The sequence below is a fragment of the Parasphingopyxis lamellibrachiae genome, from assembly GCF_003385775.1.
GTDB lineage: Bacteria > Pseudomonadota > Alphaproteobacteria > Sphingomonadales > Sphingomonadaceae > Parasphingopyxis > Parasphingopyxis lamellibrachiae.
In genome coordinates, this window is sequence record NZ_QRDP01000004.1 from 685,046 (window position 1) to 699,215 (window position 14,170).

Below are 14,170 nucleotides of genomic sequence, written 5' to 3' on the forward strand. Positions count from 1 at the left end.
TTCGGCGCAAAATCAGCTTTCCGAAGCCGGTGTTTTCTTCGCAGCGGGCTTTTTGGCGGCGGGCTTCTTGGTAGCCGTTTTCTTTGCCGGTGCTTTCTTGGCTGCAGCCGGCTTCTTGGCGGCAGGTTTCTTTGCCGCAGCCTTTTTTGCGGCGGGCTTCTTCGTGGCTGCTTTCTTGGCAGCCGGCTTCTTTTTCGCGGGTTTTGCGGTTTCTTCTTCGTCCGCCTCGATTGCCGCTTCCAGTTCCTCGCGAGTTACCGCACGGTCCGTGATCTTGGCGTTCTCGAAAAGATAGTCGACAACCTTGTCTTCATACAGCGGAGCGCGAAGCTGAGCGGCGGCCATTGGGTCCTGCTGGACATATTGGATGAAGCGTTCGCGATCTTCCGGCCCATATTGCTGGGCGGCCTGAGCGATCAGTTGGCTCATCTCGCTCTGGTTGATCTCGACACCGTTTTTCTGGCCGATTTCGGACAGCAGAAGACCAAGGCGAACGCGGCGTTCCGCGATGTCGCGATACTCGTCCTTCTCGTTTTCCATTTCCTTGCGTGCGGCTTCAGGATCCGGCTCGTGCGACGCTTCATGCTCAAGCTGCTTCCAGATCTGCTCGAACTCGGAGTCCACCATTGTCGGCGGAACCGGGAAATCGTGGTTTGCGGCCAGATAATCGAGCAATCTGCGTTTCATGTGCGTCCGTGTCAGGCCATTGAGCTCCTGCTCGACCTGCCCCTTCATCAGCTCGCGCAGCTTGTCGATACCTTCGAGACCCAGCGATTTCGCGAAATCATCGTCCGCCTTGGCTTCCACCGGTTTCTGGACTTCGCCGACGACGATATCGAAAACGGCCTTTTTGCCCTTCAGATAATCGACATTGTAATCGTCCGGGAAAGTGACTTTCACTTCCTTGGCATCATTGGCCTTCACGCCGACGAGCTGATCTTCGAAACCGGGAATGAGCTGTCCGGAGCCGATCGTGACCGACATGCCTTCGCCCTTGCCGCCGTCGAACGGCTCGCCATCGACCTTGCCTTCGAAGTCCATGACGACAAGATCGCCTTCTTTGGCCTTGTAGGTTTTTGCAGCCGCTTCATAGCTCTTCTGATTCTCGGCAAGCGTCAGGATGGCGGCATCGACGGCCTTGTCGTCCGCTTCGACCGTCAGGCGTTCGAGTGCGATATCGTCGATCTTGGTCTCGGGAATTTCCGGCAGAACTTCGACTTTCATCGAAATCTCGATATCCTTGCCGCGTTCCCAGTCCGGGTCGAGTTCGACTTCCGGCTGCATGGCGGGGCGGATGTCCTGCTCCTTCATCGCATCCTGGATTCCGGACTGGATCGCCTTGTTGACGACATCCTGTTCAATCGACTCGCCATGCATTTTGCGAACGAGGTTTGTCGGCACCTTGCCCGGGCGGAAACCAGGCATCCGGACCTGCGGCGTGATTTCTTTCAGCTGCTGGTCCACCTGCTTTTCGATGTCCGAAAAGGGGATGGTGAGGGTATAGGCGCGTTTCAGGCCTTCATTGAGCGTTTCAACGGTCTGCATGGGTCTAACAATAAGCCTTCGTAAAAAAGGAAAAATCTGCCGGCGGTTGGCCCCGGGACAGTGGCAAGCCTGGTGCGGGCGAAGGGACTCGAACCCCCACATCTTTCGATACTTGGACCTAAACCAAGCGCGTCTACCAGTTCCGCCACGCCCGCTAGAGGACCGCCGATCGGCGGGGTCTATAGCAATAAAGCGCGGAAGGGCAAGCAATGATCCTGATTGGCACAGAGTATCGTGCCCGAGACGGGTCTATACTGCGGCGATATCGGATTGCATGGAATTCGCCGACCGCCTTCTGGCCAATGCTCCTTTCGCACACTAATAAGGAGACCAACCTGAAAACTGGATCGCAATGAACTTTTTGAAAACACTGTTCTGGATCGTACTGTCAGCTGTGGTCGTCCTGTTCTCGATCAACAACTGGCTGCCCGTCACCGTAAGCCTGTGGGGCGGTCTGGAAGCCGATGTGAAGAAACCGATCTTCGCGCTCTTCTTCTTCCTGCTCGGCTTCGTTCCGACGATCGTCTACTACCGCACCAAGGCATGGCGGCTGAGCAAGCGGCTCAACACCGTGGCGCGCGAGCTGGCGGACGAACGCGGCATGAAAAAATTCCGCGCGCCGGAACCGGCCGGTGGCGAGCCTGCCCCGACCGGCGATGAATTGACGCTGGATACGCCCGCACCGGACGGACAGCGTCCATGAGAAGCCCGGTTTTCATTGCGCTCGACACTCCCGATATCGAGCGCGCCAAAACTATCGCGTCTGCCGTGCGCAACCATGTGGGCGGCATCAAGCTGGGGCTTGAATTCTTTGCCGCCAACGGTCCCGACGGCGTGAAAGAAATGGCGGCGCTCGAACTGCCGATTTTTCTCGATCTCAAGCTGCACGACATCCCCAACACCGTTGCCAAGGCGGTGCAGGCGCTGCGCCCGATCCGGCCAGCTATCCTCACCGTACATGCAGGAGGAGGCCGGGCGATGATGGAGGATGCGAAAGCTGCCGCACCCATCGATACCAAGGTGGTCGCCGTTACCCTGCTCACCAGCCTCGACGGCGAAGACCTCCACGATATGGGTGTTGCCAGCGATCCGCATGACCAGGTTGTCCGGCTGACCGAGTTGGCGAAACTGTCGGGCCTGGACGGCGTTGTCTGTTCCGGACGCGAGGTGAAAGCCGCGAAAACCATCTGGCCTGACGGTTTCTTCGTCGTACCGGGAGTGCGACCGGCCAGCGGCAAGACCGCCGATCAGAAACGCACGGTCACACCGGCAGATGCAATGCATGCGGGTGCATCGATCATCGTTATCGGTCGCCCCATCACCGGTGCAGACGAGCCAGACATCGCAGCAAGGGCCATAGAAGCAACGCTCTGAATCATGGCAGACATCGATGTGAAGATATGCGGCCTGACGTCAGTCGAGGCCATCGAGGCTGCGGCCGAAGCCGGTGCTGCCTATGCCGGATTCGTGTTTTTCGAGAAGAGCCCGCGCAATGTGGTTCCGCGCGAAGCCCCTGCGCTCGTCAAACATGTTCCCAAGACCATGAAACGGGTCGGCGTGTTCGTCGAGCCGAGCGATTCTCTGCTTGAACGCGCCATCGTGGCCGGGCGGCTCGACATCATCCAGCTGCACGGAGACGAACGCCCCGAGCGACTGAAATCACTGAAGGCGCGGCATAAAGTTGAAATATGGAAAGCGATCCCTGTGAGCACGGCGAGCGATCTGGAGCGCGCCAAGCGCTACCGGGATGATGCCAATCTCATTCTGTTCGACGCACGCACACCCAAGGCATCTCGCCTGCCCGGCGGCATGGGAATCGCGTTTGACTGGAAGCTGCTCAACAAGTTCAAACACAAGGCGCCCTGGGGATTATCGGGTGGGTTGAACGCCGATAATGTTGCTGAGGCCCTTGCGATCACCGGTGCAACCATGCTGGATGTCTCCTCCGGTGTCGAAAGCGAACCGGGTATCAAGAATCCCGACAAGATTTCCGCCTTTATGGAAGCTGTGAAAGCCGTATGACAGACCAAGTACCGCCACCGAACAGCTATCGCTCCCTGCCCGACGAACGGGGCCATTTCGGCGAATTTGGCGGGCGCTATGTCGCCGAAACGCTGATGCCGCTGATCCTCGACCTGGAAAAGGAATATCGGGCGGCCAAGGTCGACCCGGCCTTCCAGGCTGAGTTTGACGACCTGCTCGAACATTATGTCGGGCGCCCGTCTCCGCTCTATTATGCAGAGCGGTTGACCGAAGAGGTCCGCAAGGATGCGCCGCAGGACAAAGGCGCGCAGATCTGGTTCAAGCGCGACGAACTCAATCATACCGGTGCGCACAAGATCAACAATTGCATCGGCCAGATCCTGCTCGCCAAGCGCATGGGAAAAACGCGGATAATCGCCGAAACCGGTGCTGGACAGCATGGCGTGGCGACGGCGACCGTTGCAGCGCGTTTTGGCCTGCCCTGCGTTATCTACATGGGTGCGCGCGATATTGAACGGCAACAGCCCAATGTGTTCCGCATGAAACTACTCGGGGCCGAAGTCGTACCCGTCACAAGCGGTGCGAAAACGCTCAAAGATGCCATGAATGAAGGGCTGCGCGACTGGGTCGCAAACGTCCATGATACTTTCTACATCATCGGCACGGCCGCTGGACCCCATCCCTATCCAGAACTGGTTCGCGACTTCCAGAGCGTGATCGGAACCGAAGCGCGTGCGCAACTGCTAGATCGTGTCGGCAGGTTACCCGACCTTCTCGTTGCCGCGATTGGCGGGGGTTCCAACGCCATCGGCCTGTTCCATCCGTTTCTCGACGATCCGGATGTGAAGATGCTGGGTGTGGAAGCGGCGGGCGAAGGCCTGGGCAAACGCCACGCAGCCAGCCTTGCCGGCGGCAATCCCGGCGTGCTGCACGGCAACAAGACCTATCTTCTGCAGGATGAGGACGGCCAGATTGCCGAGGCCCATTCGATCAGCGCCGGCCTCGATTACCCGGGCATCGGCCCTGAACATGCCTGGCTCAAGGAAAGCGGCCGCGTCGATTATTCGAGCGTGACCGATACCGAGGCGCTCGACGCCTTCCAATTGCTCTGCCGCACCGAAGGAATCATTCCCGCACTCGAACCCAGCCACGCGATTTCCGCCGTGACCAGGCGCGCCGTGGACATGGACCGCGACCAGATCATTCTCGCCAATCTCTGCGGCCGGGGGGACAAAGACATCTTCACGGTCGCCGAAGCGCTGGGAGTCGAGATGTGAACCGACTGAGCGCTACGTTCGAAGCTTGCCGGACCCAGGGCCGCGCCACCCTTGTCGCCTTTGTCACCGGCGGAGATCCTTCGCCTGCAAATACTGGCGATATTCTCGACGCATTGGTCGAAGGCGGAGCCGACGTTATCGAGCTCGGCATGCCTTTCACCGATCCAATGGCGGACGGCCCATCCATCCAGGAGGCCAATCTGCGTTCGCTGGGCGCGGGAACCACCACCGCCGACCTTTTCGACATCGCTGGGGATTTTCGTGAACGCCATCCAAGCATAGCGCTCGTACTGATGGGCTATGCAAATCCGATGATCCGGCGCGGACCCCAATGGTTTGCCGAACGCTGTGTCGAAGCGGGCGTCGACGGTGTCATCTGCGTCGATATTCCTGCCGAGGAAGACGAAGCGCTCGGCCCGGCCCTGCGCGAGCAGGATGTCGCCATGATCAGGCTTGCCACGCCGACGACCAACGCCGACCGCCTTCCCGCTGTGCTCGATGGTGCTTCAGGCTTTCTCTATTATGTCTCGGTTGCCGGAATTACCGGCAAGCAACAGGCAGCACAGGACAGTATCGAAGCGGCCGTCGCGCGGCTGAAAGCACAGACGAACCTTCCCGTTGCGGTCGGCTTCGGCGTTCGCACGCCGGAACAGGCGGCCGATATCGCCCGTGTCGCGGACGGCGTTGTCGTTGGTTCTGCGATTGTCGAGCTGATCGGCGAACATGGCAAGGATGCTCCCGGCCCGGTTCGCGACTATATCGGAACGCTGTCAGACGCTATAAGCACTGCCCGAACGGCCAAAGGATAATATCATGAACTGGTTCAACAATGTCCGGAACCGCATTCCCTTCATCTCGAAGAGGTCGACCGAAGACACGCTCTGGCATAAATGCCGGGACTGCAACCAGATGGTGTTCACCAAAGAATATGAGGAGAATCTCTCCGTGTGCCCGGAATGCGGATTCCACGGACGCATTGGCCCCTCGGCGCGATTTCTCCAGCTGTTCGACGATATGAGCTGGGAAGAATTGCCGGCGCCCAAGGTGAAAGAAGACCCTCTCAAATTCCGCGACCAGAAAAAATATGTCGATCGCCTGAAAGCAGCGCGCTCGGCGACCGGCGAGAGCGACGCTTTCGTCAACGCCAGGGGCCAGATCAAAGGGCAGGACGCGGTAATCGGCGTTCAGGATTTCGCGTTCATGGGCGGCTCCATGGGCCTCGCCGTGGGTGAAACGTTCGTGCGCGGCGCGCGCGCGGCGATCGAAGCGCAGTGCCCCTATATCGTTTTCACCGCCTCTGGCGGCGCACGTATGCAGGAAGGCGGACTCTCGCTTATGCAGATGCCCAAGATGACGGTTGCCGTCGAAGAATTGCGTGAGGCCGGTCTACCCTACATTGTCGTTCTGACCGATCCGACATCGGGCGGCGTGATGGCCAGCTATGCGATGCTCGGCGACATCCAGATTTCCGAACCCAAGGCGCTGCTCGCCTTTACCGGTCGCCGGGTGATCGAAAACACCATCCGCGAGAAACTGCCCGACAATTTCCAGAGCGCCGAATATCTTCTGGAGCATGGTATGCTCGACATGATCGTCGAACGGAGCGCCCTGCGCGATACGCTGGCTCAGCTGATCGCGTTCCTCGCGCCCTCAAAGCAGGCGGCCTAGCAGCGCCCGGCCATGGTTGACCATGCACGTTCGGACGATCCGGCCGTCCAGCTTCAACTCGATCGGCTAACCGCTCTTTCACCGGGGCGGGACACATTGGGGCTGGAACGGATCACAGAGCTGCTCGACAGGCTCGGTAATCCGCACCGCTCCCTGCCGCCGGTCTTCCATGTCGCCGGCACCAACGGCAAAGGCTCGACCTGCGCCTTTCTGCGCGCAGCCATCGAAGCCGCCGGGCTCACCGCCCATGTCTATACCAGCCCACACCTTGTGCGCTTTAACGAGCGTATTCGTCTGGCCGGCAAGCTTGTCAGCGATGAGAGGCTGGCCACATTACTCGCCGAAACGCTCGATTGCGCGGAAGGGATCAACCCCAGCTTTTTCGAAGCGACGACGGCCGCTGCTTTTCTCGCCTTTTCGCGAACACCCGCGGATGCCTGTGTTATCGAGGTCGGTCTGGGCGGACGGCTCGACGCCACCAACGTTATCGAACGCCCGTTGGTCGCTGGAATCGCGCATCTCGGCATCGATCATGAAGGATTTCTCGGTTCAGACATCGCCGTCATTGCCAGTGAGAAAGCGGGCATAGCCAAACGGGGACGCGCCCTGGTGACGCAGGAATATCCTGAACCACTGGCGGGCCCCATCGAACGAACCGCGCAGGACAATGGCGCGGAATGGATCGCACGGGGAAGAGATTGGATGGGCGCGGCCTATCGCGGGATATTGCACTATCGCGACAGCGAAAATCGCTATCGCCTGCCTCTTCCCGGCCTCGCCGGAGCGCATCAGGCCGACAATGCCCTGCTTGCCATTGCCATGCTCAGCCACCAGCGGGAAATCATCGTGCCCGAAGGCGCGCTAAAGGCGGCAATGGGCTGGGCCGACTGGCCTGCCCGATTACAGCAATTGGGATCTGGCCCGTTAACATCCCTGTTACCCTCCGATGGTTCACTATGGCTCGACGGCGGTCACAATGTTCTGGCGGCCAATGTTCTGGCAGAGCATTTCTCCGAGACGCCGTCGCTCCATCTCGTAATGGGCATGCTGGCGAACAAGGATCCCGCCGGCTTCCTGACGCCACTGGCTGGCATCGCGAAATCGGCGACGTTCGTGCCGGTAGACGGCCATGCGTGCCATTCGCCCGAAACGCTGGCCCGTATCGCCGCGGATTTGGGAATTCGCGGGGATACCGCTTCCGGTCTGGAAATCGCTGTTGCAAAGTTCGGGTCCGGAAGCGCAGGCGACCGAGAAACCATCGCAATTATCGGCTCGCTCTACCTCGCTGGAGAAGCTCTTCGGTTGAATGGATATATTCCTGAATAGCCTCTTATTGCGATTGACTTGCAATAGCGTGTGCCGTCATATGCCATCCTTATCGAAAGGATGTTCATGGACGATTCCAGCAAGCTCGACACTATTTTGCCCCACACAGCGCCAGTTTGCGGCGACGCTCGCATCCTGTTGTTCACCATTCGGCGCATGGCCATCCATGGGCTGCACGATGCCTTTGCGGCCAATGCGATGCTTGCGGGTTACGGCATGCGATATCGCAAGCCGCTGGTTCTGTTGCGGGCGCTGCTAGTCGATATCGCACGCACGGCGCGCGGCAACATCATCGTCGCACCCTGCTGCACGCCGCGCATGACGGCCCATGAATTTGCCTTGCTTTCAGCGATTTGCGATCCGGAGATCGGCAAGGATCTTATACATCCCCTGCTCAAACCGCATCGGGCCACATCGGCAGTACCAACGATAACTGCGCTCAACGAAACGCTTGGTGAGATGGGCCGGCCGCTGGCTATTTAGCCGGGTTATCCATTTCTGGATCCTCCGATCCCGCCGTTCCCAATGACCTGTCCACCAGTCCGCTCCGGATCATCCACCAGAACAGGATGACACCGGGGAATGCCGCGGCTGTCGTCAGCAGGTAGAAATTGACATAGCCCATATCCTCGATCAGCGTTCCCGCCGTCGTGCCTGTCAGAAAGCGCCCGAGAATACTTGCTGCCGCCGAAAGCAGCGCAAAATGCGTCGCGGTGAATTTGAGGTTACAAAGCGCCGACAGATAGGCGACGACGCAGACTCCGCCGATGCCACTGGCGAAGTTCTCGAAGCCGATTGCACCTGCCATACCCCAATTACTGTGGCCGACTGCAGCGAGTCCAGCGAAGCTGAAATTGGAAACCGCCATCAGCACGAGGCTGAGCAGTACAGATTTCTTCATCCCCAGACGGGCGTAGAGTACGCCGCCAACGAAGACGCCCACAAGGAGCGCCCAGAATCCGAGTCCGACATCGTAGATCGCAATCTCGTCATTCGTATAGCCGAGATCCTCGAACAATAGTCGGAAGGTCAGATTGGCAAGCGTATCGCCAATCTTGTGAAGCAGGACGAAGATCAGCACGATAAATGCCCCTTCGCGGCTGAAGAATTCAACCAACGGGCCAACTACAGTTGATTCGGTCGACCCCGCAGTGCGTGTTGGCGTAACACAGAGCCAAGCGAGGATTGTGCCACCGAGCACGAGCAGCGGATAGAGAATAAGCGCGGCGCTACCTAAAGCCCCGGTCACGGTCGGCCAGTCCCAGATCAATATTGCCAGCAAAGCGACAAGCGGCGGCAGCAGCACCCAATTGACATGGCCGGACCAGCCAATGTCGCGCGCGCGCCGTGCGGTCAGATCGAACAGCGGAAAAATATAGCCTACGATAACCATCAGGCTCAGAATTTCGACACCAAGCCAGCGATCGAGCATCACCGCACCGCCATAGGCAAGCGGAAAGCTGAGAATGAAGATTGCATACGGAGTGCGTCTCATGAAACGCGGCCAGTCGCGGATGACTTTGCGCGTCGGTTCGCCCATGACGAAGCCGGTAATCACTGCGGGTAACGCGAGAAAAGCACAGGCCATATAGGCCGCGCCCCATCCCATACGGGCCGCAACGACAAGCGCCAGAGATCCCGCCACAGCAGCGCCGATCCGCCAGCCATATTGGCTCATACCCGAGCCGACGCCGAGTTCGTGCGGCTCGAGCAGTTCGATCCGGTAACCATCGATAACGATATCGAATGTCGCCCCCATCATACCGACGAGAATTGCCGCCAGCGCCACATAAGCCAGCGAGCTTTCGGGATCGATATTGCCGAGCAGCGATACGGCGCCCATCACGGCAAGGCCGATGACGAGCAGCCAGGACCGGCGTTGGCCGATCCGCCCCAACACCGGAATACGAATCTTGTCGACGATCGGTGCCCAGGCCCATTTGAGGTTGTAAGACAGGAAAGTCAGCGCGAAGGCGGTGACCGCCGATTTTTCAATGCCGTCCTGCGCTAGCCGCGTCGTCAGCGTTGCGCCGATCATGGCGAAGGGAAAGCCTGACGATATCCCGAGAAAAAGCGCGGCAAGCGGTGCCGGCTCGAAATAGGGACGCACGCCCTGCGGCAGTAAATCTCGCCATGACCCCGTTGTCGCGCTCATATCGTCGTTTTCGGCCATCATGTGCTCCCCGCCCGTGTTGGCAGGGAAACTAGCGACAAAATATGCTTTGGATAGCCCTGTTGTCCACGACTTGCCTTCAGCCAGCGCCGGAAAGCACCGCTTTGACCAAGGAATATTCGCATTCTCCGGAAAAACGGCTACAGCGGCCCGATGCCAAAACCTCCCCCAAAACGCGATGAACAGCGTATCGCAAAGCTGCTTGCCCGGGCCGGCGTGGCTTCCCGGCGCGAAGTGGAGCGAATGATCGAAGCGGGACGGATTGCAATCGACGGCAAAACGCTCGACACGCCCGCTACGCTGCTGAAGTCGCTCCACGGCGTGACGGTCGATGGGGAGGCCGTCGGCCAACCCATCCCGGCAAAGCTCTACAGCTTTCACAAGCCCGCCGGCCTGCTGACGGCCGAACGCGACCCAAAGGGTCGCCCGACCATCTATGACAAGCTGCCCAAGGGTTTGCCGCGCCTGATGCCTATCGGCCGGCTCGATCTCAACACCGAGGGGCTGTTGTTGATGACCAATGACGGCGGCCTCAAGCGCCAGATGGAACTGCCCTCCTCCGGCGTCGAGCGGATTTACCGCGCGCGCGCCTTTGGACCGATCACACAGGATCAGCTCGAACGGCTGATCGACGGCATCACCATCGATGGCGTGCGTTACGGCCCGATCGACGCGAATCTGGAACGCCGTACCGGGCGCAACCAGTGGATCGAGCTGAAACTCGCCGAGGGCAAGAACCGCGAGGTGCGGCGCGTGCTCGAACATTTTGGCCTTCAGGTCAGCCGTCTGATCCGCACCGCCTATGGCCCCTTCTATCTGGGCGACATCCCGAAAGGCGGGGTCGAACAGATACGTCAGCATGATCTCGTCAAATTCCGGAAGACGCTCAAATGAGAATCATCGCCGGTCAGTGGCGCGGCCGGAAAATCGAAGCGCCCCCAGGCGACATAACGCGTCCTACCACCGACCGCGTCCGTGAAGCCCTGTTCTCTATGCTGGCTAGCCGGCTGGGCACGTTCGAAGGCCTGCGGATTGCCGATCTGTTTGCCGGCAGCGGCGCACTCGGCCTCGAAGCGCTGTCGCGCCGCGCCGCGCATTGTACCTTCGTCGAGCGAGACAGGACGGCGATAAAATCTCTTGAAAAGAACATTGCCGCCCTGGACGCCGCGGCCGATATCTGGCGCGGGTCGGCGGGAAACCTGGGGCCGGCGTCTCAGCCTTACGATCTGATTGCGATGGATCCGCCTTATGGCTCAGGGCTGGCGGACAAGATCATCGCGAATCTCTCCCGGCAGGGCTGGATCGGGCCAAGCAGCTGGATAAGCGTCGAAACAGAGCGAAACGCCACCGTCGCGGGCGATGGACTGACGGTCGAAGCCGTACGCCAATTCGGCAAGGCGCAAATAACGTTGCTGCGAAAAAACCCCACACCTTAGTCACATTCTGTGCCCCGTATCACAGCCGGGCCATTCCGATCCTGACATAGTCCACGCGGTGGTCGGGCCTTTTGCCTGATCGCGAAGGACCACAGGACATGAAACAGCGCGAAAACCTTACGATGGACAATGAGCAACTGGCACGGGCGCTGGCCGCGACGGCCGGTATCGAATGGGCCAGTCTCAGGGACTATCCGGGCTATGGCAAGAATTACTGGCGCGAAAAGGCCCGCAACTTTTTCAAGCTCGGCGCGCACGCGGCATAGTCGGCTGAGCCGGGTGGATTGCAGCACCCTTGTATGGGCAAGACACGCTTGCGCCACCACTTCATGTTCCCTAACTGTTCGCGGGTGACCGACCCCGCGATACAACCACCCGAACCGCCCTATTTGCGCCCGCTCAACGATCCGCAGCGTGAGGCCGTGCTGACCACGGAAGGGCCATTGCTTGTCCTGGCAGGTGCCGGAACTGGCAAGACCGCCTGCCTCACCGCGCGGCTCGCCCATCTGATCTGGACCCGCAAAGCCTGGCCCTCCGAAATACTCGCGGTGACGTTCACCAACAAAGCCGCACGCGAGATGAAGGAGCGCGTTGCCCGAGCACTCGGCCAGGATGTCGAAGGCATGCCATGGCTGGGAACCTTCCACGCAATCGGTGCAAAAATGCTCCGCCGTCATGCCGAACTGGCGGGTCTCGAGAGCAATTACACGATCCTCGATACCGACGATCAGCTGCGTCTCTTGAAGCAGCTGATCCAGGCCGCCGAGATCGACGAGAAACGCTGGCCGGCCCGGATGCTGGGAGGGCTCATCGATCGCTGGAAAAACCGCGGCTGGATGCCCGCCGACGTAACGGCGGAAGAGAGCGAAGCCTATGACAATGGCAAGGGCCAGCAGCTTTACCAGGCCTATCAGGACCGGCTGAAAGCGCTCAACGCGTGCGATTTCGGCGATCTTCTGCTGCACATGCTGGTGATCCTGAAGACCCATCGCGACGTACTCGAAATGTATCAGCAGCGGTTCAAATACATATTGGTCGACGAGTATCAGGACACCAACAGCTCGCAATATCTCTGGCTCAGACTCCTTGCCCAGGAGCGCAAAAATATCTGCGTGGTCGGCGATGACGACCAGTCGATCTACAGCTGGCGCGGCGCAGAAGTCGCCAATATCCTGAAGTTCGAAAAGGACTTTCCCGGCGCCAAAGTCGTCAGACTCGAACAAAATTATCGCTCGACGCCGCATATCCTCGCCGCCGCATCGGGCGTGATCGCGCATAATGGCGGACGGCTCGGAAAGTCTCTGTGGACCGACGAAGACGAGGGCGAGAAGGTCAAAATTATCGGCGTGTGGGACGGCCCGGAAGAGGCCCGCCGCGTCGGTGAAGAAATCGAGGCGCATCAGTCCAGGGGCGGAACCCTCGACGATATTGCGATCCTGGTTCGCGCCCAGTTCCAGACCCGCGAATTCGAAGACCGCTTTATCCAGATCGGTGTGCCCTATCGCATCATCGGCGGCTTCCGCTTTTACGAACGTGCCGAAATCCGCGATGCGCTGGCCTATCTTCGCGTCATCATACAGCCTGCGGATGACCTGGCATTCGAACGTATCGTCAACACGCCGAAACGCGGACTGGGAGACAAGGCAGTCGGGACGATCCACGGCTATGCCCGCCGCGAAAACATTCCGGTCAGTCTCGCCGCCGCCCGTATTCTCGATACCGACGAACTGACGCCGCGAGCGAAAAAGCCGCTGGGCGACCTTATGCGCAACTTTGCGCGCTGGCGGGACATGGCGAACGACCTGCCTCATCCCGAACTCGCCCGGCTCGTGCTCGACGAATCCGGCTATACGGCGATGTGGCAGAATGACCGGTCCGCCGAAGCCGCCGGCCGACTGGAGAATCTTACCGAGCTGACCCGGGCGATGGAGGAATTCGATACGCTCGGCTCCTTCCTCGAACATGTCAGCCTGGTCATGGACAATGACGCAGACCGGGACTCCGAGAAGGTCACAATCATGACTATTCATGCCGCCAAGGGACTGGAATTCGACACGGTATTCCTTGCGGGCTGGGAAGAAGGCGTTTTCCCGTCCCAGCGTTCGCTCGACGAAGGCGGCAACAAGAGCCTGGAGGAAGAACGCCGCCTCGCCTATGTCGCGATTACCCGTGCCCGGCGGCTCTGCCATATCGTGCACACGGCAAATCGCCGGATTTATGGACAATGGACAAGCTCGATCCCCTCCCGTTTCATCGGCGAGCTGCCGGACGAGCATATCGAGAGCGAAACCAGCATGACGGGCGGAGAATCCCTGTGGCGCGCCAACTGGTCCGAACAGGGCGACCCCTTCTCCAATGTCACGCGCGCCGACAAACGCGGTCCCGGCTGGAAGCGCGCTGCTGCGGCTGGGGCGCTCCCCAAGGCAGGAAAAGTTATGGAAGCCAAGGCAAGCGCCGTGAGTTTCGGCGCAAAACCCCGCTCCGACATCGCGATCGGCCAGCGCGTCTTCCACCAGAAATTCGGCTATGGCGCGGTAGAGGAAATCGAAGGCAACAAGCTCGAGATTGAATTTGAGCAAGCCGGGCGCAAACGAGTGCTCGACAGCTTTGTCGAGCTTGCCTAGCCCGATATCCGTCCCATCATGGCACAGTAACCTTTACCCGTAACTTCGCGCGCCAACCGAAGCGCAATATCATGGTAAACAGGCGTCATAAGGCCTTGCTCACCATCAGGTTAAAGTGGTTCAAACCTGCAGGCCAAG

13 protein-coding genes, 1 tRNA gene and 1 pseudogene are annotated in these 14,170 nt (G+C 59.7%); 12 read left to right on the forward strand and 3 right to left on the reverse strand.

Annotation, left to right across the window (positions count from 1 at the left end; all coding sequences use genetic code 11):
• Positions 1 to 12: 12 nt before the first annotated feature.
• Together tig and DFR46_RS03485 are read right to left on the reverse strand one after the other, a co-directional pair.
• Positions 13 to 1,545, reverse strand: coding sequence for a trigger factor (tig, locus tag DFR46_RS03480; protein WP_116235184.1), 1,533 nt, complete (start codon positions 1,543 to 1,545; stop codon positions 13 to 15).
• Between the two features lie 70 nt (positions 1,546 to 1,615).
• A tRNA-Leu gene (locus DFR46_RS03485) sits at positions 1,616 to 1,700 on the reverse strand.
• 197 nt (positions 1,701 to 1,897) lie between these two features.
• On the opposite strand from DFR46_RS03485, the gene DFR46_RS03490 reads away from it, so the two are divergent.
• From DFR46_RS03490 to DFR46_RS03525, 8 genes are all read left to right on the forward strand, one after another.
• Complete coding sequence (locus DFR46_RS03490) at positions 1,898 to 2,248, forward strand: hypothetical protein (RefSeq protein WP_211306368.1); 351 nt, start codon at positions 1,898 to 1,900, stop codon at positions 2,246 to 2,248.
• Positions 2,245 to 2,919 (forward strand): orotidine-5'-phosphate decarboxylase, encoded by a 675-nt coding sequence (gene pyrF / locus DFR46_RS03495; RefSeq protein ID WP_116235185.1) that lies wholly within the window; start codon positions 2,245 to 2,247, stop codon positions 2,917 to 2,919. Before DFR46_RS03490 ends, pyrF begins: the two co-directional genes overlap by 4 nt.
• A 3-nt stretch (positions 2,920 to 2,922) precedes the next feature.
• Positions 2,923 to 3,567 carry a phosphoribosylanthranilate isomerase gene (locus DFR46_RS03500; protein ID WP_116235186.1) on the forward strand — a complete coding sequence of 215 codons (645 nt, stop codon included), beginning with the start codon at positions 2,923 to 2,925 and terminating at the stop codon, positions 3,565 to 3,567.
• Positions 3,564 to 4,805, forward strand: coding sequence for a tryptophan synthase subunit beta (trpB, locus tag DFR46_RS03505; RefSeq protein ID WP_116235187.1), 1,242 nt, complete (start codon positions 3,564 to 3,566; stop codon positions 4,803 to 4,805). The genes DFR46_RS03500 and trpB overlap by 4 nt, the downstream gene beginning before the upstream one ends.
• Complete coding sequence (gene trpA / locus DFR46_RS03510) at positions 4,802 to 5,614, forward strand: tryptophan synthase subunit alpha (RefSeq protein ID WP_116235188.1); 813 nt, start codon at positions 4,802 to 4,804, stop codon at positions 5,612 to 5,614. Before trpB ends, trpA begins: the two co-directional genes overlap by 4 nt.
• 4 nt (positions 5,615 to 5,618) lie before the next feature.
• The gene (accD, locus tag DFR46_RS03515; protein WP_116235189.1) at positions 5,619 to 6,473 is read left to right on the forward strand and encodes an acetyl-CoA carboxylase, carboxyltransferase subunit beta; all 855 of its coding nucleotides are present in this window, start codon (positions 5,619 to 5,621) and stop codon (positions 6,471 to 6,473) included.
• 12 nt (positions 6,474 to 6,485) lie between these two features.
• Entirely contained in the window at positions 6,486 to 7,799 is a 1,314-nt protein-coding gene (locus DFR46_RS03520; protein ID WP_116235190.1) for a bifunctional folylpolyglutamate synthase/dihydrofolate synthase, read from the forward strand.
• A 66-nt stretch (positions 7,800 to 7,865) separates the two neighbouring features.
• The gene (locus DFR46_RS03525) at positions 7,866 to 8,282 is read left to right on the forward strand and encodes a DUF6628 family protein (protein WP_147297607.1); all 417 of its coding nucleotides are present in this window, start codon (positions 7,866 to 7,868) and stop codon (positions 8,280 to 8,282) included.
• Here DFR46_RS03525 and DFR46_RS14925 read toward each other — a convergent pair.
• A complete protein-coding gene (locus DFR46_RS14925; protein ID WP_245953649.1) occupies positions 8,275 to 9,975 on the reverse strand; it encodes an AmpG family muropeptide MFS transporter in 1,701 nt (566 codons plus the stop codon). The genes DFR46_RS03525 and DFR46_RS14925 overlap by 8 nt on opposite strands.
• Positions 9,976 to 10,143: 168 nt before the next feature.
• Between DFR46_RS14925 and DFR46_RS03540 the strand changes: the two are divergent.
• From DFR46_RS03540 to DFR46_RS03550, 4 genes and pseudogenes are all read left to right on the forward strand, one after another.
• Positions 10,144 to 10,866: pseudogene (locus DFR46_RS03540) on the forward strand (pseudouridine synthase); the annotation flags it as partial.
• A complete protein-coding gene (gene rsmD, locus DFR46_RS03545) occupies positions 10,863 to 11,408 on the forward strand; it encodes a 16S rRNA (guanine(966)-N(2))-methyltransferase RsmD (protein WP_116235193.1) in 546 nt (181 codons plus the stop codon). The pseudogene DFR46_RS03540 and the gene rsmD, both read left to right, overlap by 4 nt.
• Positions 11,409 to 11,506: 98 nt before the next feature.
• Positions 11,507 to 11,674, forward strand: coding sequence for a hypothetical protein (locus DFR46_RS14760; RefSeq protein ID WP_162843383.1), 168 nt, complete (start codon positions 11,507 to 11,509; stop codon positions 11,672 to 11,674).
• A 63-nt stretch (positions 11,675 to 11,737) separates the two neighbouring features.
• Positions 11,738 to 14,032: an ATP-dependent helicase gene (locus DFR46_RS03550; RefSeq protein ID WP_116235194.1), complete on the forward strand. Its 2,295-nt coding sequence runs from the start codon at positions 11,738 to 11,740 to the stop codon at positions 14,030 to 14,032.
• The last annotated feature ends 138 nt before the right edge of the window (positions 14,033 to 14,170 follow it).